19 protein-coding genes are annotated in these 20,215 nt (G+C 69.8%); 7 read left to right on the top strand and 12 right to left on the bottom strand.

Annotation, left to right across the window (positions count from 1 at the left end):
* Positions 1-37 precede the first annotated feature (37 nt).
* Entirely contained in the window at positions 38-1,504 is a 1,467-nt protein-coding gene (glpK, locus tag ACK4K7_RS04140; RefSeq protein WP_431863960.1) for a glycerol kinase GlpK, read from the top strand.
* A gap of 4 nt (positions 1,505-1,508) precedes the next feature.
* Here the strand turns inward: glpK and ACK4K7_RS04135 are convergent, their stop codons facing one another.
* Both ACK4K7_RS04135 and ACK4K7_RS04130 read right to left on the bottom strand, forming a co-directional pair.
* On the bottom strand, positions 1,509-3,188 hold the full coding sequence (locus ACK4K7_RS04135) for an amidohydrolase (protein WP_431863959.1): 1,680 nt from the start codon (positions 3,186-3,188) through the stop codon (positions 1,509-1,511).
* Positions 3,185-4,051 (bottom strand): NAD(P)-dependent oxidoreductase, encoded by an 867-nt coding sequence (locus ACK4K7_RS04130; protein ID WP_431863958.1) that lies wholly within the window; start codon positions 4,049-4,051, stop codon positions 3,185-3,187. Before ACK4K7_RS04130 ends, ACK4K7_RS04135 begins: the two co-directional genes overlap by 4 nt.
* Before the next feature lie 55 nt (positions 4,052-4,106).
* Between ACK4K7_RS04130 and ACK4K7_RS04125 the strand changes: the two genes are divergently transcribed.
* Together ACK4K7_RS04125 and ACK4K7_RS04120 are read left to right on the top strand one after the other, a co-directional pair.
* Positions 4,107-5,345: a threonine ammonia-lyase gene (locus ACK4K7_RS04125; RefSeq protein WP_431863957.1), complete on the top strand. Its 1,239-nt coding sequence runs from the start codon at positions 4,107-4,109 to the stop codon at positions 5,343-5,345.
* A 121-nt stretch (positions 5,346-5,466) separates the two neighbouring features.
* Positions 5,467-6,225: an arginyltransferase gene (locus ACK4K7_RS04120; protein ID WP_431863956.1), complete on the top strand. Its 759-nt coding sequence runs from the start codon at positions 5,467-5,469 to the stop codon at positions 6,223-6,225.
* Between the two features lie 16 nt (positions 6,226-6,241).
* On the opposite strand, the gene ACK4K7_RS04115 is transcribed toward ACK4K7_RS04120, so the two are convergent.
* From ACK4K7_RS04115 to ACK4K7_RS04100, 4 genes are all read right to left on the bottom strand, one after another.
* Positions 6,242-6,877, bottom strand: coding sequence for a glutathione S-transferase family protein (locus ACK4K7_RS04115; protein WP_431863955.1), 636 nt, complete (start codon positions 6,875-6,877; stop codon positions 6,242-6,244).
* A 63-nt stretch (positions 6,878-6,940) separates the two neighbouring features.
* Entirely contained in the window at positions 6,941-7,762 is an 822-nt protein-coding gene (locus tag ACK4K7_RS04110) for a hypothetical protein (RefSeq protein WP_431863954.1), read from the bottom strand.
* A 256-nt stretch (positions 7,763-8,018) separates the two neighbouring features.
* A complete protein-coding gene (gene clpA / locus ACK4K7_RS04105) occupies positions 8,019-10,352 on the bottom strand; it encodes an ATP-dependent Clp protease ATP-binding subunit ClpA (protein ID WP_431863953.1) in 2,334 nt (777 codons plus the stop codon).
* A 125-nt stretch (positions 10,353-10,477) separates the two neighbouring features.
* Entirely contained in the window at positions 10,478-10,675 is a 198-nt protein-coding gene (locus tag ACK4K7_RS04100) for a DUF1192 domain-containing protein (protein WP_431863952.1), read from the bottom strand.
* 71 nt (positions 10,676-10,746) lie between these two features.
* Between ACK4K7_RS04100 and ACK4K7_RS04095 the strand changes: the two genes are divergently transcribed.
* The gene (locus ACK4K7_RS04095) at positions 10,747-11,754 is read left to right on the top strand and encodes an NAD(P)H-quinone oxidoreductase (protein ID WP_431863951.1); all 1,008 of its coding nucleotides are present in this window, start codon (positions 10,747-10,749) and stop codon (positions 11,752-11,754) included.
* Here the strand turns inward: ACK4K7_RS04095 and ACK4K7_RS04090 are convergent.
* Genes ACK4K7_RS04090 through ACK4K7_RS04065 form a run of 6 tightly spaced genes read right to left on the bottom strand, consistent with a single transcriptional unit; the run spans position 11,738 to position 16,540 of the window.
* Entirely contained in the window at positions 11,738-12,670 is a 933-nt protein-coding gene (locus ACK4K7_RS04090; protein ID WP_431863949.1) for a copper resistance protein B, read from the bottom strand. The two genes, ACK4K7_RS04095 and ACK4K7_RS04090, sit on opposite strands and share 17 nt — an antisense overlap.
* Positions 12,667-14,388 carry a copper resistance system multicopper oxidase gene (locus ACK4K7_RS04085; RefSeq protein WP_431863948.1) on the bottom strand — a complete coding sequence of 574 codons (1,722 nt, stop codon included), beginning with the start codon at positions 14,386-14,388 and terminating at the stop codon, positions 12,667-12,669. The genes ACK4K7_RS04090 and ACK4K7_RS04085 overlap by 4 nt, the downstream gene beginning before the upstream one ends.
* Positions 14,389-14,443: 55 nt before the next feature.
* On the bottom strand, positions 14,444-14,764 hold the full coding sequence (locus ACK4K7_RS04080; protein WP_431863946.1) for a hypothetical protein: 321 nt from the start codon (positions 14,762-14,764) through the stop codon (positions 14,444-14,446).
* Positions 14,765-14,798: 34 nt separating this feature from the next.
* Positions 14,799-15,125, bottom strand: coding sequence for a hypothetical protein (locus tag ACK4K7_RS04075; RefSeq protein ID WP_431863944.1), 327 nt, complete (start codon positions 15,123-15,125; stop codon positions 14,799-14,801).
* 48 nt (positions 15,126-15,173) lie between these two features.
* Positions 15,174-15,827 carry a PepSY domain-containing protein gene (locus ACK4K7_RS04070; protein ID WP_431863943.1) on the bottom strand — a complete coding sequence of 218 codons (654 nt, stop codon included), beginning with the start codon at positions 15,825-15,827 and terminating at the stop codon, positions 15,174-15,176.
* Entirely contained in the window at positions 15,824-16,540 is a 717-nt protein-coding gene (locus ACK4K7_RS04065) for a PepSY domain-containing protein (RefSeq protein ID WP_431863941.1), read from the bottom strand. The genes ACK4K7_RS04070 and ACK4K7_RS04065 overlap by 4 nt, the downstream gene beginning before the upstream one ends.
* Positions 16,541-16,699: 159 nt before the next feature.
* Here ACK4K7_RS04065 and ACK4K7_RS04060 point away from each other — a divergent pair, with 159 nt between their 5' ends.
* From ACK4K7_RS04060 to ACK4K7_RS04050, 3 genes are read left to right on the top strand one after another with little or no spacing between them, the layout of a single operon-like run.
* Positions 16,700-17,392, top strand: coding sequence for a cell cycle transcriptional regulator TrcR (locus ACK4K7_RS04060; RefSeq protein WP_431864098.1), 693 nt, complete (start codon positions 16,700-16,702; stop codon positions 17,390-17,392).
* Positions 17,393-17,415: 23 nt separating this feature from the next.
* Positions 17,416-18,489, top strand: coding sequence for an MBL fold metallo-hydrolase (locus tag ACK4K7_RS04055; protein WP_431863940.1), 1,074 nt, complete (start codon positions 17,416-17,418; stop codon positions 18,487-18,489).
* A 17-nt stretch (positions 18,490-18,506) separates the two neighbouring features.
* Entirely contained in the window at positions 18,507-20,192 is a 1,686-nt protein-coding gene (locus tag ACK4K7_RS04050; RefSeq protein WP_431863939.1) for a long-chain-fatty-acid--CoA ligase, read from the top strand.
* Positions 20,193-20,215 lie beyond the last annotated feature (23 nt).

The raw sequence follows: 20,215 nt of genomic DNA, 5'->3' as shown, positions 1-20,215 counted from the left end.
GCTGGAAACCGGGCGCCGTTGGTGGCACCAATCGGCCATGGCCGACACCATCATCGTCATCGACGAAGGCACGACCAGCACCCGGGCGATGGCGTTCGCGCCGGACGGCGCCTGTCTGGGCGTGGAGCAGGCGGAATTGCGCCAGCATTATCCGCGCCCCGGCTGGGTGGAGCATGACGCGGGCGAGATCTGGGACAAGAGCCTCGCCTGTGCGCGCGCGATGGTCGAGCGCGCGGGCGGCGCCGTCCGGATCGCGGCGATCGGCATCACCAACCAGCGCGAGACCATCGCCTTCTGGAGCCGGCGCACCGGCCGCCCGCTCGCCCCCGCCATCGTCTGGCAGGACCGGCGCACCGCCGACCTGTGCCGGGAGCTGAAGGCGCGCGGCGAGGAGCCGGGGCTGCAGGAGCGGACCGGGCTGCTGCTCGATCCCTATTTCAGCGCCTCCAAGATCGCCTGGGCGGTGGAACATTGGCCGCAGCTGCGCGAGGCGGGCGACGATCTCGCCGTCGGCACCATCGAATCCTGGCTGATCTGGAAACTGACCGGAGGCCTCCACGTCACCGACGCGACCAACGCGTCGCGCACCGCGCTGATGGACATCCGCACCGGCATGTGGGACGCGGCGCTGATCGATCTGTTCGGCGTCCCGGTGCGCGCGCTTCCCGACATCGTCGACTGCGCCGGCGATTTCGGCCGGACCGATCCCGAACTGCTGGGCGGCGCGATCCCGATCGCCGGCATGGCCGGCGACCAGCAGGCGGCGGCAATCGGACAGGCCTGCCTCGGCGAAGGCGACACCAAGGCGACCTACGGCACCGGCGCCTTCATCCTCACCCATACCGGCGCGCGCGCCCAACCCTCCCGCCACCGCCTCCTCACCACCATCGCCTGGCAGCTCGGCGGGCGGCAGGCCTACGCGCTCGAAGGTTCGGTGTTCGTCGCCGGCAGCCTCGTCAAATGGCTGCGGGACGAGCTCGGCTTCGTCGCCGGATCGGCGGAGACGGCGGCGGTCGCGCGGTCGGTGGAGGACAGCGGCGGCGTCTATCTGGTGCCGGCTCTCGCCGGGCTCGGCGCGCCGCACTGGCGGCCCGACGCGCGGGCGGCGATCCTCGGCCTCAGCTTCGCCAGCGGACGGGCGCAGATCGTGCGCGCCGCGCTCGAGGCGCAGGCCCACCAGACCCACGATCTGATGACCGCCTTCGCCGCCGACGGCGCGCGCTGGGAGCGGCTGAAGATCGACGGCGGCATGTCCGCGAACGACTGGATCGCGCAGGATCTGGCGGACGTGCTGGACCTCGCGGTCGAACGCCCCGCCTTTGTCGAGACGACGGCGCTCGGCGCGGCGATGCTGGCCGGCGTCGGCTGCGGCCTGTTCCGGTCGCTGGAGGAAGCCGCCGCGATGCGCGGCACCGTCGAAAGCTTCGCGCCGGCAATGGCGGACGAACGCCGCCGGGCGCGGCTCGACGGGTGGCGGGAGGCGGTGGCGCGGGTGCTCGGCTGAACGCCTATTCGCCGCCGCGCTCCCAGGCCTTGCGCCCGCCGACCCAGGTTTCCAGCACCCGCGTGTCGCGGATCTCGCGCTGGTCCCGCGCCTCGAAGATGTCGCGGTCGATGAACAGGAAATCGGCCATGCGCCCGGGCTCGAGCGTTCCCAGCCGGTCCTCCGCGAACGAGGCGAAGGCCGCGCTGCTGGTGAAGCCGGCGAGCGCCTGGACCAGCGACACGCGCTGCTCGGGAAGCCAGCCGCCGGGCGGTGCGCCCTCCTCGTCCTCGCGGCTCACCGCCACGGCGAGACCGTGGAACGGGTTGGGATGTTCGACCGGGAAATCCGAGCCGAAGGCGAGCGGCACGCCGTTCGCGACCATGCTCGCCCAGGCATAGGCGCCGCCGAGCCGATCGAGGCCCATGCGCGCTTCGGCCATGTGCATGTCGCTGGTCTGGTGCACCGGCTGCATCGAGGCGATGATGCCGTGCGCGGCGAAGCGCGGGAGATCGGCCGGATCGACGATCTGCGCATGTTCGACCCGCCAGCGCCGGTCGCCTTTGTAGGTGTCCGACAGCTCCTCGATCGAATCGAGCAGCTGGGCGTTGGCGGCGTCGCCGATCGCATGGACCGCCACCTGGAACCCGTCCATCGCCGCGCGGCTCATCAGGTTGCGCAGCGCCGCGTCCGAGAGAAAGGCGAGCCCGCGCTCGCCCGGGGCGTCGCGATAGGGTTGCTTCAGCCAGGCGCCGCGCGATCCGAGCGCGCCGTCCGAATAGAGCTTCACCCCCACCATCCGCAGCCGGCTGTCGTAGAGCCAGGGCGTGGGTCCCGTGCCCGCCACCGCCAGCAGCGGCTCGACATTGGCGGCGTAGGACAGGATGCGGACGCTGAGCCGGCCGGCATCGCCCGCGCGGCGCATCACCAGCCAATCCTCGGCCGACGTGCCCATGTCCGCGACGGCGGTGAGGCCGTTCGACAGCATGATGCGCTGGGCGAGCTCAAGCGCGCGGTCGCGCTCCAGAGGCACCGGTGCCGGCACGGCGCGGGAGACGAGCCCCATCGCCGCATCGATGAAGATGCCGTTGGGGCGCCGGTCGGTCAGCTCGATGCGGCCGCCGGGCGGCGAGACGCTGTCGCGGGTGACCCCCGCCTCGCGCATCGCCGCACTGTTCGCCCAGCCGGCATGGCCGTCGACCCGCACCAGCCAGACCGGCCGGTTGCCCGTCACGGCGTCGAGATCGGCGGCGGTCGGAAAGCGGCCGAGGCCCCAGCGCTCCTGGTTCCAGCCGCGGCCGACGATCCAGCGCGGGCTGGGATTCTCCGCGGCATAAGCGGCGATCCGCGCCAGCGCCTCGTCCAGAGAGCGGGTGTCGGACAGGTCGAGCTGCAGCGCCTGAAAGCCGAGATTCATCACATGGCCGTGCGCGTCGATCAGGCCGGGGATCAGCACCCGCCCCTTGCCGTCCAGCCGGAAGTCCGGCCGCTCCGGCCGCCGGTCGCGTTCGCCGTAGAGCGCCTTCACCCGACCGTCGGTGCCGACCAGCATCGCGCCGAAGCGATGGAGGTCGCCGCCGCGCAGCGTGTAGCCGCGCACATTGTCGATCAGCGTGTCGGCCAGCGCCGGCGCGGCGAGCAGCAAGGCGGCGAGCGCGGCGAGAACTCCCCTCCCCGCGCGGGAGGGGAGAAACGGAATCTTCACTTGCGCAGCCTCCTGACGAGCGACGACGTATCCTGGCGGGCGCCGCCCATCGCCTGCACGTCGGCGTAGAATTGATCGACCAGCGCGGTGAGCGGCAGGCTGGCACCGTTCGCCCGCCCCTCCTCCAGCGCGAGGCCGAGATCCTTGCGCATCCAGTCGACCGCGAAGCCGAAATCGAAACTGCCTTCCGACATCGTCTTCCAGCGGTTCACCATCTGCCAGCTCTGCGCCGCGCCGCCGGAGATCGCGTCGAACAGCTTGTCCGGATCGAGCCCCGCCGCCTCGGCGAAATGCAGGCCTTCGGAAAGGCCCTGGAGCACGCCGGCGATGCAGATCTGGTTCGCCATCTTGGCGAGCTGCCCCGAACCGTCGACGCCGACATGGACGATGCGGCCGGCATAGACGTTCATATATTTGGCGGCGTGGAGCACGGCGGCCTCGGTGCCGCCGCACATGATCGACAGCTGCCCCTTCTCGGCGCCCGCCTGGCCGCCCGACACCGGCGCGTCGACGCACAATATGCCGTTGCGCCGCCCCTCCTCCGCCAGCCGCCGCGCAAGCCGCGCGGAGACGGTGGTGTGATCGATGAAGACCGCGCCGTCCTTCATGTTGCGGAAGGCGCCATTCGGGCCGAGCGTCACTTCCTCCACGTCCTTGTCGGCGCCGACGCAGGCGATCACCGCGTCGGCATTGCCGGCCGCGGCCGCGGGCGTGGTGGCGTGGCTGCCGCCGTGTCGGGCCACCCAGTCGAGCGCCTTTTCGATCCCGCGATTGTAGACGGTGAGGCTGTGTCCCGCCTCCACCAAGTGCCGGGCCATCGGGGCGCCCATGACGCCCAGCCCCAGGAAAGCGATACGTGCCATAATCGTGCGATAGGGCCTGTTTGCCTCCGGCGCCAGATGGGTCTAGCGAGCCGCCATGGCCGACGACGCGACCGCACGGGACCTTGCTCTCTCCCTTTCCGACATCGAAGCCGCCGCGGCGCGGATCGCGGGCGCGGTGGTGCGCACGCCGACCATGCACAGCCGCACCCTGTCGGAAATGACCGGCGCGGACGTCTATCTGAAGTTCGAAAATCTCCAGTTCACCGCGGCGTACAAGGAACGCGGCGCGCTCAACAAATTGCTGCTGATGGACGAGACGCGCCGGTCGCGCGGCGTGATCGCCGCCTCGGCCGGCAACCATGCCCAGGGCCTCGCCTATCACGCCCGCCGGCTCGGCATCCCCGCCGTAATCGTAATGCCGGTCACCACGCCCACTATCAAGGTGAGCCAGACCGAAGGCCATGGCGCGGAGGTGGTGCTCCACGGCGAGCTGTTCGACGAGGCCTATGCCCACGCGCTGGAAATGGCCGAGGCGCGCGGCCTCACCTTCGTCCATCCATTCGACGATCTGGAGATCATCGCCGGCCAGGGCACGGTGGCGCTGGAGCTGCTGGAGGATGCGCCGCAGATCGACACTTTGGTGATCCCGATCGGCGGCGGCGGCCTCATTTCCGGCATGGGCACCGCGGCCAAGGCGCTGAAGCCGGACATCGAGCTGATCGGAGTCCAGGCCGAGCTCTACCCGTCGATGTACGCCAAGTTCAGCCGGCAGAAGCTGCCCTGCGCGGGCGACACCATCGCCGAGGGGATCGCCGTCAAGGCGCCCGGCTTCCTGACCGCGGGCATCATCAACCGGGTGGTCGACGACATCCTGCTGGTGCCGGAAGCGGAGATCGAGACCGCGATCGGCCTTCTCCTCCAGATCGAGAAGACGGTGGTGGAAGGCGCCGGCGCGACGGGCCTCGCCGCCTTCCTCGCCCATCCCGAGCGGCTGAAGGGCCGCAGCGTCGGCCTGGTCCTCACCGGCGGCAATATCGATCCGCGCCTGCTCGCCACCGTGCTGCTGCGCGGCCTCGCCCGGGCGGGACGGATGGCGCGCCTGCGCATCCAGTTGCAGGACCGGCCCGGCGCGCTGCTGTCGGTCATCCGCCTGTTCGACCGGCACCAGATCAACATCGTGGAAATCTACCACCAGCGCGTGTTCACCTCGCTGCCCGCCAAGGACGCCTTCATCGACGTCGAATGCGAGGCGCGCGACGCCCAGCAGTTGCACCGGCTGGAGGAGGAGCTTCAGGCGGAAGGCTTCGCCGTCCACCCCGTGGAGATTCGCTGAGCCTTCCGTCCCGCTCTGGAACGCGGCCCGTTCCCGGGCGTAAATGCGGTAAACCGGCCTTTCATTGAGCCCCGGCCGGAGCCATAAGGATCGCTGCAACCGAGCAGCCGCTGGAGTCCAGGTGAGCGCACCGTTCCGCTTCCCCCGTTTCTTCGTGACCACGCCGGCGCCTTGCCCGTATCTGGTAGGCAAGACGGAGCGGAAGGTGTTCACGGAGCTGAACGGCGCCCATGCCGCCGAGCTCAACGACGCGCTCGGCCGGATCGGCTTCCGCCGCAGCCAGAACGTCGCCTACCGGCCGAGCTGCATCGACTGCTCCGCCTGCGTTTCGGTCCGGGTCATCACGAAGGAATTCCAGCCGAACGCCACCCAGCGCCGGCTGCTGCGCCGTCATCAGGACCTCGAGGTCACGGCCTGCAAGCCCTGGACGACGCAGGAGCAATACGATCTGCTCCGCCGCTACCTCAACGCCCGCCACCCCACCGGGGGGATGGTCGAGATGGACGAGCACGACTTCGCCGACATGATCGAGCAGAGCCCGGTCAAGACCTTCGTCGTGGAATATCGCGAGCCCTCGCGCGGCGGGCGTCCGGGGAAGCTGGTCGGCGCCTGCCTCACCGACCAGCAGGCCGACGGCCTGTCGATGATCTACAGCTTCTTCGAGCCCGAGGACACGGCTCGCAGCGGGCTCGGCACCTATATCATCCTCGACCATATCGTCCGCGCCGGGCGGGCGGGCCTGCCTTACGTCTATCTCGGCTATTGGGTCGAGAATTCGCGGCGCATGGCCTACAAGGCGCGCTTCCGCCCGCTTGAGAAGCTGGGGCCGAACGGCTGGCGCCGCTTCGAGCCCGACCAGCGCGAGCTCCCGCTCGGCTAAGCGCGCCGGGCTGCGCTCAGCCCTCCTTGTCCGGCTTCGGCATCAACGCGTCGTCCAGTTCGCGCGCGCGGACGGCGGCCGGGCGCGACTGCAGCCGGTGGGAATATTCGGCGAAGGCCGGCCGCCTGTCGATCGTCCCGAACATCAGCCCCCAGCCGATCTGCGAGCCGACATAGACGTCGGCGGCGGTGAAATGATCACCGCAGATGAAGGGGCCGGCCTTCAGCGCATGTTCGAGGCAGTCGACCGTCTCCTCGAAGCTGCCATAGCCGGCCATGCCCTTCTTGTCCGGCGGCGCGAGCAGGCCCAGCGATTTGGCGGTGACCGCCGCCTCCAGCGGCCCGGCGGCGAAGAACATCCAGCGATAATAATGGCCGCGCCGGGGATTGCCGCAGGGCGGCGCCAGCCCCTTGTCCGGGAACATGTCGGCCAGATAGGCGCAGATCGCCGCCGTCTCGGTCACGATCTCGTCGCCATGCCGGATCGCGGGCACCTTGCCCATCGGATTGATCGCCAGATAATCGGGCGACTTCATCGCCGGGCCGTATTCGAGCACCACCGTCTCGTAGGGCTCGCCGATCTCCTCCAGCATCCAGCGGACGATGCGGCCGCGCGACATCGGGTTGGTGTAGAAAGTGAGTGTCTCGCTCATCGGCCGGCCTCCCGCACGTTGGTCAGACCAGCCTAGCCGCTCCGCCCGCGCCGGGACAACCGCTCAGCGGCCGACGCCCTGAGTGGCGCGGCGGAGAAACTCCAGCATTCCGTCGCGCGTGCCGTTTTCCAGCTTGATCCATTCGTTGCGGGACAGGCAGATCCGCGTGTGGTTGACGCGCGAGGCCGTCTCCGGATTGCGGCGGCAGACGATCTGGTCGCCCCGCGATTCGGTCACGGCGTTCGCTTCGCGCAGCGCGCCGGACCAGTAACGGTACATCGCCTGGTAGGAGCTTTGCACGAACAGGCTGCGCAGCTCCGACGCGTCGACCACCAGCCGGGCCATCGGCCGGGCGCAGGCATGCATATAGGGCACGAGCGCGCCGAGCACCTGCGCCTCCTGCCGCGAGGCGACCGGCGTGCGCAGCAGGCGCTGCACATTCTCGGTGTCGTTGCGGACGACGCAGTCCGACCAGCGATAGAGGTCGCGATTGCCGTCCGACGCGGGATCGGTCTCCGCAGGCAGGCCGAGGTCGATCATCGCGCGCGGATTGCGCGGCTCCACCCCGAAATGTTCGAAGTCGGCTTGGAACAGGGCCTGAGCGAGCCCGCCGCGCAGCATCAGCGCCTGATCCGAGCGGAGCGATTCCGCGCCGCAGCCGACCTCGCCCATGATCCGCATCGCCTCCGGCCCGGCCCCGTCGCCGCCGATCGGCAGCGCCTGCATCAGCCGGGCCGCCGCCGGACGGTTCGACTGCACGATGCAGCGCCCGACCGTATAAGCGGCGGCCGCGTCGCCGGCGGCGGCCGTGTCGGGCTCCTGGGCGGCGACGCCGGTGGCGGCGAAGGCTCCGATGAGGAGGGCGATCAGGCTGTGGCGACGCATCTTTTTTCTCCGACAGGACAAGGTCATCAGAGACCCAAAGCCCTTCGGGAACAACCCCCAAGACAAAGGGGCATCATGGCCGGAGCGGCCCTGCAATCCTCCCTGTCGCCGAAGGCGATGGGGAGGGGGACCATGCGCAGCATGGTGGAGGGGCACGAGCGGAGCGAGCTGACCGGCGCTGATTGCCCCGCCACCGGGCTTCGCCCGGTCCCCCTCCCCATGGAGCTTCGCTCCACAGGGAGGATGGGTGCAAAGTCTACGCCTGGGCTTCGGGCTGGTCCTGGTCGGCGCTCTTGCCCGCGGCCTTCTTGCCCTTCTTCGCCCCCTTGGGCGGGGCGGGAATGATCTCGAAGGTCGGGCCGTTGTCCTTGATGCGGACCTTGACCTCGCCGCCGTGCATCAGCTTGCCGAACAGCAGTTCCTCGGCGAGCGGCTGCTTGATCTTCTCCTGGACGAGCCGCCCCATCGGGCGGGCGCCGTAGAGCCGGTCGTAGCCGCGCTCGGTCAGCCAGCTCTTGGCCTCCTCGTCGAGCTGGATGTGGACGTTGCGGTCCGCCAGCTGCAATTCGAGCTGGAGGATGAACTTGTCCACCACCCGCGCGACCACTTCCGGCGGCAGATAGCCGAACGGCACGATGGCATCGAGGCGGTTGCGGAATTCCGGCGTGAACATCCGCTTGATCGCTTCCTCGTCCTCGCCCTCGCGGGTCACGTTGCCGAAGCCCACGCCCTCGCGCGCCATGTCGGACGCGCCGGCATTGGTGGTCATGATCAGGATGACGTTGCGGAAATCGACCGTCTTGCCGTGGTGATCGGTGAGCTTTCCGTTGTCCATCACCTGGAGGAGGATGTTGAACAGATCCGGATGCGCCTTCTCGATCTCGTCGAGGAGGAGCACCGAATGCGGGTTCTGGTCGACCGCGTCGGTGAGGAGGCCGCCCTGATCGAAGCCGACATAGCCCGGAGGCGCGCCGATCAGCCGGCTGACCGAATGGCGCTCCATATATTCAGACATGTCGAACCGCTGGAGCGGAATGCCCATGATCGAGGCGAGCTGGCGCGCGACCTCGGTCTTGCCGACGCCGGTGGGGCCGGAGAAGAGATAGTTGCCGATCGGCTTGTCCGGATCGCGCAGCCCCGCGCGGCTGAGCTTGATCGCGGAGGACAGGACCTCGATCGCCTTGTCCTGACCGAACACGACCCGCTTCAGATCGCGGTCGAGATGCTCCAGCGCCTTCTTGTCGTCGGCGCTGACGCTCTTGGGCGGGATGCGAGCGATGGTCGAGATGACGGTTTCGATCTCCTTGGTGGTGATCGTCTTCTTGCGCCGCGACGGGGGCACCAGCATCTGCATCGCGCCGACTTCGTCGATCACGTCGATCGCCTTGTCGGGGAGCTTGCGGTCGTTGATGTAGCGCGCGCTGAGCTCCACCGCCGACTTGATCGCGTCCGGGGTATATTTGACGCCGTGATGCTCCTCGAACGCCGAGCGCAGGCCGGCGAGGATCTTCACCGTATCCTCGATCGTCGGCTCGTTGACGTCGATCTTCTGGAACCGGCGCAGCAGCGCGCGATCCTTCTCGAAATGGTTGCGGAACTCCTTGTAGGTGGTGGAGCCGATGCAGCGGATCGACCCGCCCGACAGCGCCGGCTTCAGGAGGTTGGACGCGTCCATCGCCCCGCCGGAAGTGGCGCCGGCGCCGATCACCGTGTGGATCTCGTCGATGAACAGGATGGCGTGAGGCATCTTCTCGAGCTCGGCCACCACCGCCTTCAGCCGTTCCTCGAAGTCGCCGCGATAGCGGGTGCCGGCGAGCAGCGAGCCCATGTCGAGCGAATAGATCACCGCGGGCTTCAGCACGTCCGGCACGTCGCCCTCGATGATCTTGCGCGCGAGCCCTTCCGCGATCGCGGTCTTGCCGACGCCGGGATCGCCCACATAGAGCGGGTTGTTCTTGGAACGGCGGCAGAGGATCTGGACCGTGCGGTCGACCTCCGCGCTCCGGCCGATCAGCGGATCGACGCGGCCGTCCTTGGCCTTTTCGTTCAGGTTGACGGTGAACTGCTTCAGCGCGGATTCGGGCTTCTTCTTGCCGTCGTCCTGCTTGGCCTCTTCCGTGCCCTTCACTTCCTGCGGCTCGGGCGCGGTTTCGCCCTTGCCGACGCCGTGGGAGATGAAGGTGACGGCGTCGAGCCGGCTCATGTCCTGCTGCTGCAGGAAATAGACGGCATAGCTCTCGCGCTCGGAGAACAAGGCGACGAGCACGTTGGCACCGGTCACCTCGTCGCGGCCCGAGGACTGGACATGGAGGATGGCGCGCTGGACGACGCGCTGGAAGCCGCTGGTCGGCGAGGGATCGGTATCCTGCTCGACCTTCAGAGCTTCGAGTTCGGTGTCGAGATAGGCGCGGACCGCTTCGCGCAGCTCGGACAGGTTGACGCCGCACGCCTGCATCACGCGGCTGGCATGGGCATCTTCGGTGAGCGCGAGCAGCAGATGCTCGAGCGTGGCATATTCGTGCCTGCGGCCGCTCGCTTCTGCGAGCGCGGTGTGAAGCGTCTGCTCAAGTTCGCGGGCGAAAGACGGCATATTCTACTCCTGTGTGCCCGCGAGCGTTCACGGGCTGCTTATGCTCAATGTCGGAAGCGGACTTCCGTTCATCAAGCACGGCGCGGAATTTGCCGGAGAAATCACGACTCCTTCCCCGGCGCCGGTCATTTTCTGAATAAATCCTCGGCACTTGCGCGGTGCTGAACCGCGGCCTCGATCTTCGCCCGGACGCGCGCGATCTCGCCTTCCAGCGCGGCGATGCGCGCATGCAGCTCGTCCACCGACAGCGGGTCGAGGTCCTGCCTCACCAGCTCGGCGAGCGGATCCTTGGGCCGGTCGGGGAAGAGCTCTTCGAGGTTCATGCGCCAAGCGTTGACCGGGACGGGCGCGCTGTCAATAAAGCCGCGCTTGCCGATGCGACGGAAGGAGTCCGATGGCCGATCTGCCGACCGAGATGCTGGCCATCGATCCCGCGGGACCGGGCGGGCCGGAAGTGCTGGCGCCCGTGCGCCGTCCCGTGCCCCGGCCGGGGCCCGGCGAGGTGCTGATCCACGTCGCGGCGGCCGGGGTGAACCGCCCGGACGTGATGCAGCGGCTCGGCCTCTATCCCCCGCCGCCGGGCGCGCCGACCATCCCCGGCCTGGAGGTGGCGGGCGAAGTCGTGGCGGCGGGCGAAGGCGCGGAAGCCCTGCTGGGACAGCAGGTCTGCGCGCTCGTCGCCGGCGGCGGCTATGCCGAATATTGCGCCGCGCCCGCGGGCCAGTGCCTGCCGGTGCCGGCCGCCCTCACGCCGGTCGATGCGGCGGCGATGCCGGAAACCCTGTTCACAGTCTGGGTGAACCTGTTCGAACGCGCTTATGTGGCGGACGGGGACAGGGTGCTGGTCCACGGCGGCACCAGCGGCATCGGCACGATGGCGATCGCGCTCGGCCGGCTGTTCGACCTCACCGTCATCGTCACCGCCGGCTCCGACGCGAAGTGCGCCCGCGCGCTGGAACTCGGCGCTGCCCACGCCATCAACTATCGCACCGCGGACTTCGTCGAGGAGGTGAAGCGGATCACGGACGGCGCCGGCGTGCAGGCGGTGCTCGACATGGTCGGCGGCGATTATGTGCCGCGCAACCTCGCCTGTCTGGCCGAGGACGGGCGCCACGTGTCGATCGCGGCGCAGCGCGGCGCCAAGGCCGAAATCCCGCTCTGGCCGGTGATGGCGAAGCGGCTCACCCTCACCGGATCGACCTTGCGCGCGCGGCCGGTCGCCTTCAAGTCGGCGGTGGCGGACGAGATCGCCCGCACCGTCTGGCCGCACGCCGCCGAGGGCCGGTTGAAGCCGGTGATCGATTCCACCTTCCCGCTCGCCGAGGCCGCCGAGGCCCACCGCAGGATGGAGGCGGGGGACCATGTCGGCAAGATCGTGCTGACCGTCAGAACCAGGCCCTGATCCCGACCAGCGCCGACCATCCGCCCGCATCCTCGCCGGCCGCCCGCCGGTAGCGGGCGGTGCCGCCGAACGCGCGCGCATATTCGACGCCGATATAGGGCGCGAGGTTCGGCGCGATTTCGTAGCGCAGCCGCGCCCCCGCCTCCGCCCCGCTGAGGCCGGAGCCGAGGCCGAGCTCGGGCACGTCCTGGAAGGAGACGTCGAGCTCCAGGCTGGGCTGCAGGACGAGGCGCCTGGTGAGGCGCAGGTCATATTCCGCCTCGGCCCGTGCGCTGAGCTCGCCCCTGGTCGACAGGAACAGCATCGCCTCCACCTCGAACCAGTAAGGGGCGAGGCCGTGGAGGCCGAGCACGGCGTGCGTCCGGTTCGGCCCCGGCCGCAGATCCTGGCGGACGCCCGCCTGCAGGTCGAACCAGGGATCGATCGCGCGGCTGTAGAGCGCCTGGACCTCGGCATGTTCGGGGCCGCCGCCGAACCCGCCTTCGCCCTCGCTCTTGAGCCAGAGCTTGTCGAGATCGCCCCCCCACCAGAATTGCGCGTCCCAGGCATAGCCGTCATGGCCGCCGAGCCGCGCCTCGAGCCGGTCGACCAGCAAGCGGCTGTGCGCCATGCCGCCATGTTCGCGCCGGATCTGCTCGCGGACCGGCGCCATCCGCTCGGCGCCGAACAGGGCGTCGGCGGCATGCGCGGGTCCGCCGAAGGCGCCGGGAGGCGGCGGCGCGACCGGCGGCCCGGCCGGGCCGGGGGCGGCGCCATGATGCGCATGATCGCCATGTCCGGAATGGTCTTGATGGTCCTGATGGTCCTGATGGTCCCGATGGTCCTGATGGTGGTCGTGCTGCCCGTGCTGCGCATGATCGGCGTGCGGATCGTGCGGCTGGGCGGCGGCGAGGAGCAAGGCGAGAAGCGCGCTCATGCCGCCGCTCCGTCCATCGGCCGCACCGTCACCACCCGCATCATCCCGGCATGCATGTGGAACAGCAGGTGGCAGTGGAACGCCCAGTCGCCCGGCGCGTCGGCGGTGAGGTCGAAGGTGACGGTGCCGCCCGGCAGCACGTTCACCGTATGCTTGCGCGGATGGTGGCCGTGATGGTCGTTCACCACTTCGAAGAAATGGCCGTGCAGGTGAATGGGGTGGGCCATCATCGTGTTGTTGATCAACGTGACGCGCACCCGTTCGTCGCGTTCGAGGCGGATCGGCTCCACGCCCTCGCTGAAGCGCTGCCCGTCGAACGACCACATGAAGCGTTCCATGTTGCCGGTGAGATGCACCTCGATCCGCCGGGTCGGCGGGCGGGTGTCGGGATTGGGTTCCAGCGCGGCGAGGTCGCGATAGGTGAGGCAGCGGTGGCCGACATCGTCGAGGCCGAGGCCGGGGTCGCCGGTGCGGTCGACCGGCGCGGGGGCGATCATGTCGACGCCGACTCCGACCTTCACATGATCGGGCACCAGCGACTTGTCCCGCATCCGCATGGCGCCGTGATCGCCATGGCCGTGATGGCCATGGTCGCCGCCCATGCCCATGTCGCGCATCGAGAGGGTGGGGCGCGGCCGCAGCGGCGGCGGCGGCACCGCCATGCCGAGCCGCGGCGCCAGCGTCGCCCGCGCCATGCCGCCGCGATCAACCGATTCGGCGATCAGGTTGAAGGCGCGGTCCTCTTCCGGCCGGACGATCACGTCATAGGTTTCCGCGACCGAGATCTGGAATTCGTCCACCTCCACCGGCCGCACGTCCAGCCCGTCCGCATTCACCACCGTCATCGCGAGGCCGGGGATGCGCAGGTTGAAGATCGTCATCGCGGCGGCGTTGATGATGCGCAGCCGCACCCGCTCGCCGGGGCGGAACAGGCCGGTCCAATTCTCGTCCGGGCTGTGGCCGTTGACGAGAAAGGTATAGGCTGCGGCGCCCACGTCGGCGATGTCGGACGGGTCCATCCGCATCCGCGCGAACATGGCGCGCTCCTCCGCCGACAGCGGATTGTCGCCGCGCAGCGTGCGGGCCAGGCTTTGCTGCTGGCGGTTGAAGAAATGCCCCTCCTGCTTCAGCCGCGCCATGATCATGTGCGGGTGCATGAACGACCAGTCGGACAGCACGATCACATGTTCGCGGTCGTACGCGACCGGATCGGCGCCGGCGGGATCGATCACCAGCGGGCCGTAATGGCCCTGCTGCTCCTGCAGGCCCGAATGGCTGTGGTACCAATAGGTGCCGGCCTGCACGATCGGGAAATCGTAGACGAAGGTCTCGCCCGGGCGGATGCCGGGAAAGCTGACGCCGGGCACGCCGTCCATGTGGAAGGGCAGGATCAGGCCGTGCCAGTGGATCGAGCTGTCCTCGTCCAGATGGTTGGTGACGGCGGCGCGGAAGCGCTGGCCCTCGCGCAGCCGCAGCAGCGGGCCGGGGATCGTGCCGTTCACCGTCACGGCATGATGGGCGGTACGGCCGTCGACGACGAAGGCGCGGCTGTCGATCGACAGCGCGATTTCCTCGCCGGAGAGCGGCCGGGACTCCTTGGCGGCAAGGCCGTGGCTTCCGGTGCGGGCCCAGGCGGGCAGCAGTCCGGACAGGCCAAAGCCGACGCCGCCCAGGGCGGCGGCGCGCAGCAGGGCGCGCCGGTCGAGTGCGATGGTCATGATGGCATCCTGGCAAGGCGGGCGGCGCGCGCGCGAACGCGGCCGCCCGTCCGGATCAATTGTCGCGGCGCGGCGCCGACGCGTCGGCGGCACGGTCGCAGCAGGCGTGGCGCCGCCCCTCGGCGGCCGCGGTGCGGCAGCAATCGGGCATGCGCCCGTCCGGCCCCGGCTTGCAGCATTCGCCGCGATGTTCGCCATGGTCCTGATGCTGGCCATGGCCTTGACGCTGGCCGTGGCCCTGGTGCTGCCCGTGGCCCTGATGCTGCCCATGGCCCTGGTGCTGGCCGTGGCCCTGATGCTGGCCGTGGCCCTGATGCTGCTGGGCGGCGGCCGGCGTCGCGACGACGAGGGCCGAAGCGAAAAGAAGGATTTTCATGTCGATGTCTCCTGAGAAAATGGGTCGGGATTTCTCAGGCGGTTCGCGGCGGCGGCGGCTCCGATTCGGGACGGGTGCCGGCGTGGAAGGCCACGGACGCGGCTTGCGGCGCGGCGGCGCGCGCGGCGCGGACCTCCGCCGGTGCCGCGGGAAGCGAGGGAAGCGCGCTGCACGCCATCGCGCAGTCGATCGACATCCGTTCGACGGGCGCGTCGACGGGCTGGCGGCGTTCGTCGCAATGCCCCGCCGCCGCGGCCATCGGCGCGGCGGAAGCGGGTGCGGCCGCCATCGCCCCCGCCATCCCTAGCGAGGACAGAAGCAGAGCGAAGACCGCCAACAGCAGGCTGAAGCGCGCGCGCATGTCGGCATCCTAGGCCCCGGCACGAAGCGGCGCAACCGCCGCGGCGCCTCAGCGGCGGCGGCGGAAGGCGGGGAACAGAAGGTAGAGGCCGGTCAGCATCAGCCACAAGGTGACGAAGGTCACCAGCACGATCAGCGGATGGTTGAAGCTGGTCCGTTCCGCATAATCCATATTGTGGAGCATCCAGGCCACGTCCCAGGCGCGCCACAGATCGGTCCGGACGACCAGCGGCCGCCCCGTCTCGGCCGAGACATAGGCGCTGCTCGACGCCCCGTCCGCGAAGTCGATGCGCCACATCGGCCCCTGATGCGCCCGCGCCTCGAGGTTCGGCTCCTCGAGCCGCGCCACGGACCGAACCGGTGCGTCGATGGCGAAGGCGCGGCGCGCCACCGCTTCGGCGACGGCCGCGTCGATCGGGAGCGCCGTCCCGGTCGCGGCGTCGAGCAGGCGGACCGCGCCGCCGTCGCGCACTTCGTAGACGGGCCGCCCCGCCAGCCGCCGGAGCGTCAGTCCCTCGACGGCTCCGCCGACCGGCGCAAGCTCCGGCCAAGGCGAGGCAGCCTCCGCCGCGGGCGCGCCGGCGATCGAGTCGCGGTCGATCAGCGCCATCGCCGCGCCGCTCGCGCACCAGAGGACGACCTGCAGCCCGACCGCGAGGCCGAGCCACATGTGGATGCGGCGGAAGAGGCGCGCCAGGGTCATGCGCCCCTCCGCCGGCGCCACCGCCGCGGCAGGGTCCACAGAAGCAGCCAGGCCCCGCTCAGCGCCAGCGGCACCGACGCGACCGTCGCCGCGCGCAGCAGCCGGTTGTTGGTGTCCGTCCGGCTTTCATAGTCCATGATGTGGAGCATCCAGGCGAAGTCGAACACCCGCCACGCCGCGTGCCGGCGCGAGAGGAGTTCGCCCGTCGTCGGCGAGAAATAGAGGGTCGGGCGGCTCCAGCCTTCGAACTCCACCTGCCAGAATGGCGGCTTGCGGCTCTGCACTTCGAGCGGCGCCTCGGTGAGCAGGCGCACCGCCACGATCTCCCCCTCCCCCGCATAGACGTCCCGCGCCCTTCGCCGGACCGCCGCCGCGTCGAGATGGGGCAGGCGCGCGCCGCTCCGCCCGTCGGCGAGGAAGGCGCCGTCCGGTCCGTCGACCCGCCAGGCCGGTACCCCGAACAGGCGGTGCAGGCGGATCTCCGTCGCGTTCGGATGGAGCGCGGCGATCGTGCCCGGCGGGGCGAGCGCGTCGAGATCGAACGGCGCCGCCGGTTCGTGCCGCACCAGATGGTTGCCGCGGACATGATCGATATGGACCGCGACCATGTAGAGACCCGTCACCGCCCAGATCAGCGCCTGCAGGCCGAGCAACAGGCCGAGCCATTTGTGCGTGCCGCGCACCAGGCGGGACCAGCGGAAGCGGGGGGACATCGCCGCCGCCTAGCCACCGCCGCGCGCGCGTTCAAGGCGGCCGGAGACTCCTTTTCCTTGCCCTTTGAGCCCCGGCGGCCTACACCCGTCTCATGCAACGGCCGCTCCGGAAGGGGCGGCCCTTATCATTTCTGGAGGACCACAGTGGCCCAGCCGCTCATGCCCCATGCGACCGCCAGCTGGCTGGTCGACAATACGTCGCTGACCTTCGAGCAGATCGCCGAATTCTGCGGCCTGCACATCCTGGAGGTCCAGGCGATCGCCGACGACACCGCCGCGACCAAGCTCACCGGGCGCGATCCGCTGCGCGCGGGCGAACTCACCCAGGACGAGATCGAGCGCGGCCAGGCCGATCCCGATTACCGCCTGCAGATCCAGAAGGCGCCGGACAAGACCAGCCGTACCAAGGGCCCGCGTTACACGCCGGTGTCGAAGCGGCAGGACAAGCCGGACGGCATCGCCTGGATCATCCGCAACCATCCCGAAGTGTCGGACGGCCAGATTTCCAAGCTGATCGGCACCACCCGCACCACCATCGCGGCCATCCGGGACCGGACCCACTGGAACATCGCCAACATCCAGCCCAAGGACCCGGTGACGTTGGGCCTGTGCTCGCAGCGCGAGCTGGACGCGGTGGTCGCCAAGGCGGCGAAGGCCGCCGGCACCGAGGCCGCGCCGCAGGATGCGAGCTTCGAGCATGACCGCGACGCGCTGATCGAGCAGCTGCGCGCCGAGCGCGAGGCCGCCGCCCGCGAGGCGGAAGCCGCGCATGCGGCGGAGCTCGCCGAGCAGGAGCGCCCGGAGGGCGGCGAGGAAGCCGATCAGGGCTTCGTCGACCCGTTCCGCCGCTGAGCCCGGCGGACGCGCCCACGCCCGTGCCGGCGCCCGCGCCCGACGCGTCGCTGGCCGAGGTGCCGTACAGCCATAAGGGGCTGACCTATCCGTTCGGCCGCCGCGCGCCGGAGCCGGGGGAGGCGATCGCGCTCGCCGACGGCGTGCGCTGGGCGCGGCTGCCCGTTCCCGGATCGCTGAAGCATATCAACGTGTGGCTGCTCGACGACGGGGACGGGATCGCCGTGGTCGATACCGGCCTTGCCATCCCGCCCTCGCGCGAGGCGTGGGAGGCGTTGCTCGCCGGGCCGCTTGCGGGACGGCCGGTGACGCGGGTGATCGTCACCCATTTCCATCCCGATCATATCGGCCTCGCCGGCTGGCTGTGCGTGCGCTTCTCGGCGCCGCTGTGGATGACCCGCGCCGAATGGCTCTATGCCCGGATGCTCGCGAGCGACATCCGCGACGCGCCGCCGGAAGAAGCGGTCGCCTACTGGACGGCGGCCGGCTGGGACGCGGCCGCGATCGACGCGCAGAAGGCGAAGGGCTGGGGCCGTTTCGCCGCGGCGGTCAGCCCCGTCCCGCTCGGCTTCGTCCGGATGCGCGACGGCGACCGCATCCCGATCGGCGCGCGGGAGTGGCGGGTGGTGGTCGGCAGCGGCCACTGCCCCGAACATGCCTGCCTGCTGGACGAGGCCGGCAAGCTTCTGATCGCGGGCGATCAGGTGCTGCCGCGCATCACCTCCAACGTGTCGCTGAGCCTCAGCGAGCCGGAGGCGGATCCGCTCGGCGAATGGCTGGAGTCGATCGCGCGGCTCCGCACGCTGGCGGACGACCTGTTCGTCCTCCCCTCCCACGGCGAGCCGTTCACCGGCCTCCACGCCCGGCTCGACGCGCTGGACCATGGCCACCGCGACCGCCTCGACGCGCTCCACCGCCACCTCGCCGAACCGCGCCGGGCAGTCGACTGCTTCTCCGTCCTGTTCGGCCGGCGCATCGACGAGAGCATCCTCGGCCTCGCCACCGGCGAGGCGATGGCGCATCTGCGGCACCTGGAAGTGGAAGGCCGCGCGATCCGCGAGGTTCACGACCGGGCTTACTGGTATCGGGCCGCCTGATCCGTTAGGTCGGTCGCATGACCGATCCGACCGACATCTGGCGGACTGCCTACCGTCATCCCGTTTCCTGGGATCAGGAATTTCCGCCCTGCACCCTGCCCGACATGTTCGCCGCCGCCGCGCGCCGCAACCGGGAACGCCCGCTGATCGACTTTCTGGGCCGCAAGTTCAGCTATGCCGAGACGCAGGACGGCGTGAACCGCGTGGCCAAGGGGCTGCGCGCGCTCGGCATCGGCAAGGGCGACCGCGTGGGCCTCTACCTTCCCAACGTGCCGCATTATGTCGCCGCCTATTTCGGCGCGCTCAAGATCGGCGCGACCGTGGTCAATTTCTCCCCGCTTTATTCGGTGCCGGAGCTCGTCCAGCAGGTGGAGGATTCGGGGACGCGGCTGCTGTTCACCGTCTCCGCCCAGGCGCTGCTTCCGAACGCGATCGACGTGCTGAACCAGACGGCGGTCGAGCGGCTGGTGGTGGGATCGGTGGCCGGCGCGCTGCCGGGCGGCAAGTCGCTCCTCTACCGCCTGTTCAAGCGCAAGGAGATCGCCCAGCGGCCGATCGATCCGCGCATCCTCGCTTTTTCCAGCCTCATCGCCAATGACGGGCGCGTGGAGCGGGCGGACATCGATCCGGAACGCGACGTGGCGCTGCTCCAATATACCGGCGGCACCACCGGCACGCCCAAGGGGGCGATGCTCACCCACCAGAACCTCACCGCCAATGCGCGGCAGGTGAACCTCATCGATCCCGATCCGGCGGCCGAGGACCGGATCGTCGGCGTCCTGCCGCTGTTCCACATCTTCGCCAACACCTGCGTCATGAACCGCACCATCCTGCGCGGCGGGGAGATGATCCTCCTCCCCCGCTTCGACGCGGCGCAGGTGCTGAAGGCGGTGCAGCGCACCCGCGCCACCGCCTTGCCCGGCGTTCCGACCATGTACCAGGCGCTGCTCGATCATCCCAAGACCGCCCAGGCCGATCTGTCGAGCCTGCGCATCTGCATCTCCGGCGGGGCGCCGATGCCGGTCGAGGTCAAGCAAAGGTTCGAGGCCAAGACGGGCGCCCGGCTGGTCGAGGGCTATGGCCTGACCGAAAGCTCCGGCGTCGTGTCGACCAACCCCTATGAGGGGCTGAACAAGGACGGGACGATCGGCCAGCCGATCCCGTCGACGCGGGTGGTGCTGGTGTCGCAGGACGATCCGACCCGCCCGCCGCCGGACGGCGAGCCGGGCGAGATCACGGTGTCCGGGCCGCAGATCATGAAGGGCTATTGGAACCGCCCCGACGCGGATGCGGTGACCTTCGTCGACGGGCGGCTGCGCACCGGCGACGTCGGGCGTATCGACGCGGACGGCTATGTCCGGATCGTCGACCGGATGAAGGACATGATCACCGTCGGCGGGTTCAAGGTCTATCCGAGCCAGGTCGAGGACGTGCTCTACGGCCACGAGGCGGTGAAGGAGGCGCTGGTCATCGGCATCGCCGACGCGCGGCTCGGCGAGCGGCCCAAGGCGTTCGTTGCCCTGTTCGACGGCGCCGCCGCGACCGGCGAGGAGCTGGCGGAATGGCTGAACGCGCGGGTCGGCAAGCATGAGCGCGTCGTGGCCGTCGAGGTCCGCCCGGCATTGCCCAAGACGATGATCGGCAAGCTCTCCCGCAAGGAACTGGTCGCCGAGGAGAAGGCCAGGGCGCCTTTGCCAACATAGCCACCGATAGCTATATTTGGCGC

It is taken from the genome of Allosphingosinicella sp. (assembly GCF_046295735.1).
In the GTDB taxonomy this organism is placed as follows: Bacteria; Pseudomonadota; Alphaproteobacteria; order Sphingomonadales; family Sphingomonadaceae; genus Allosphingosinicella.
Note: the sequence above shows the minus strand (reverse complement) of the source record. Positions and strands in the feature narration are given on the sequence as shown.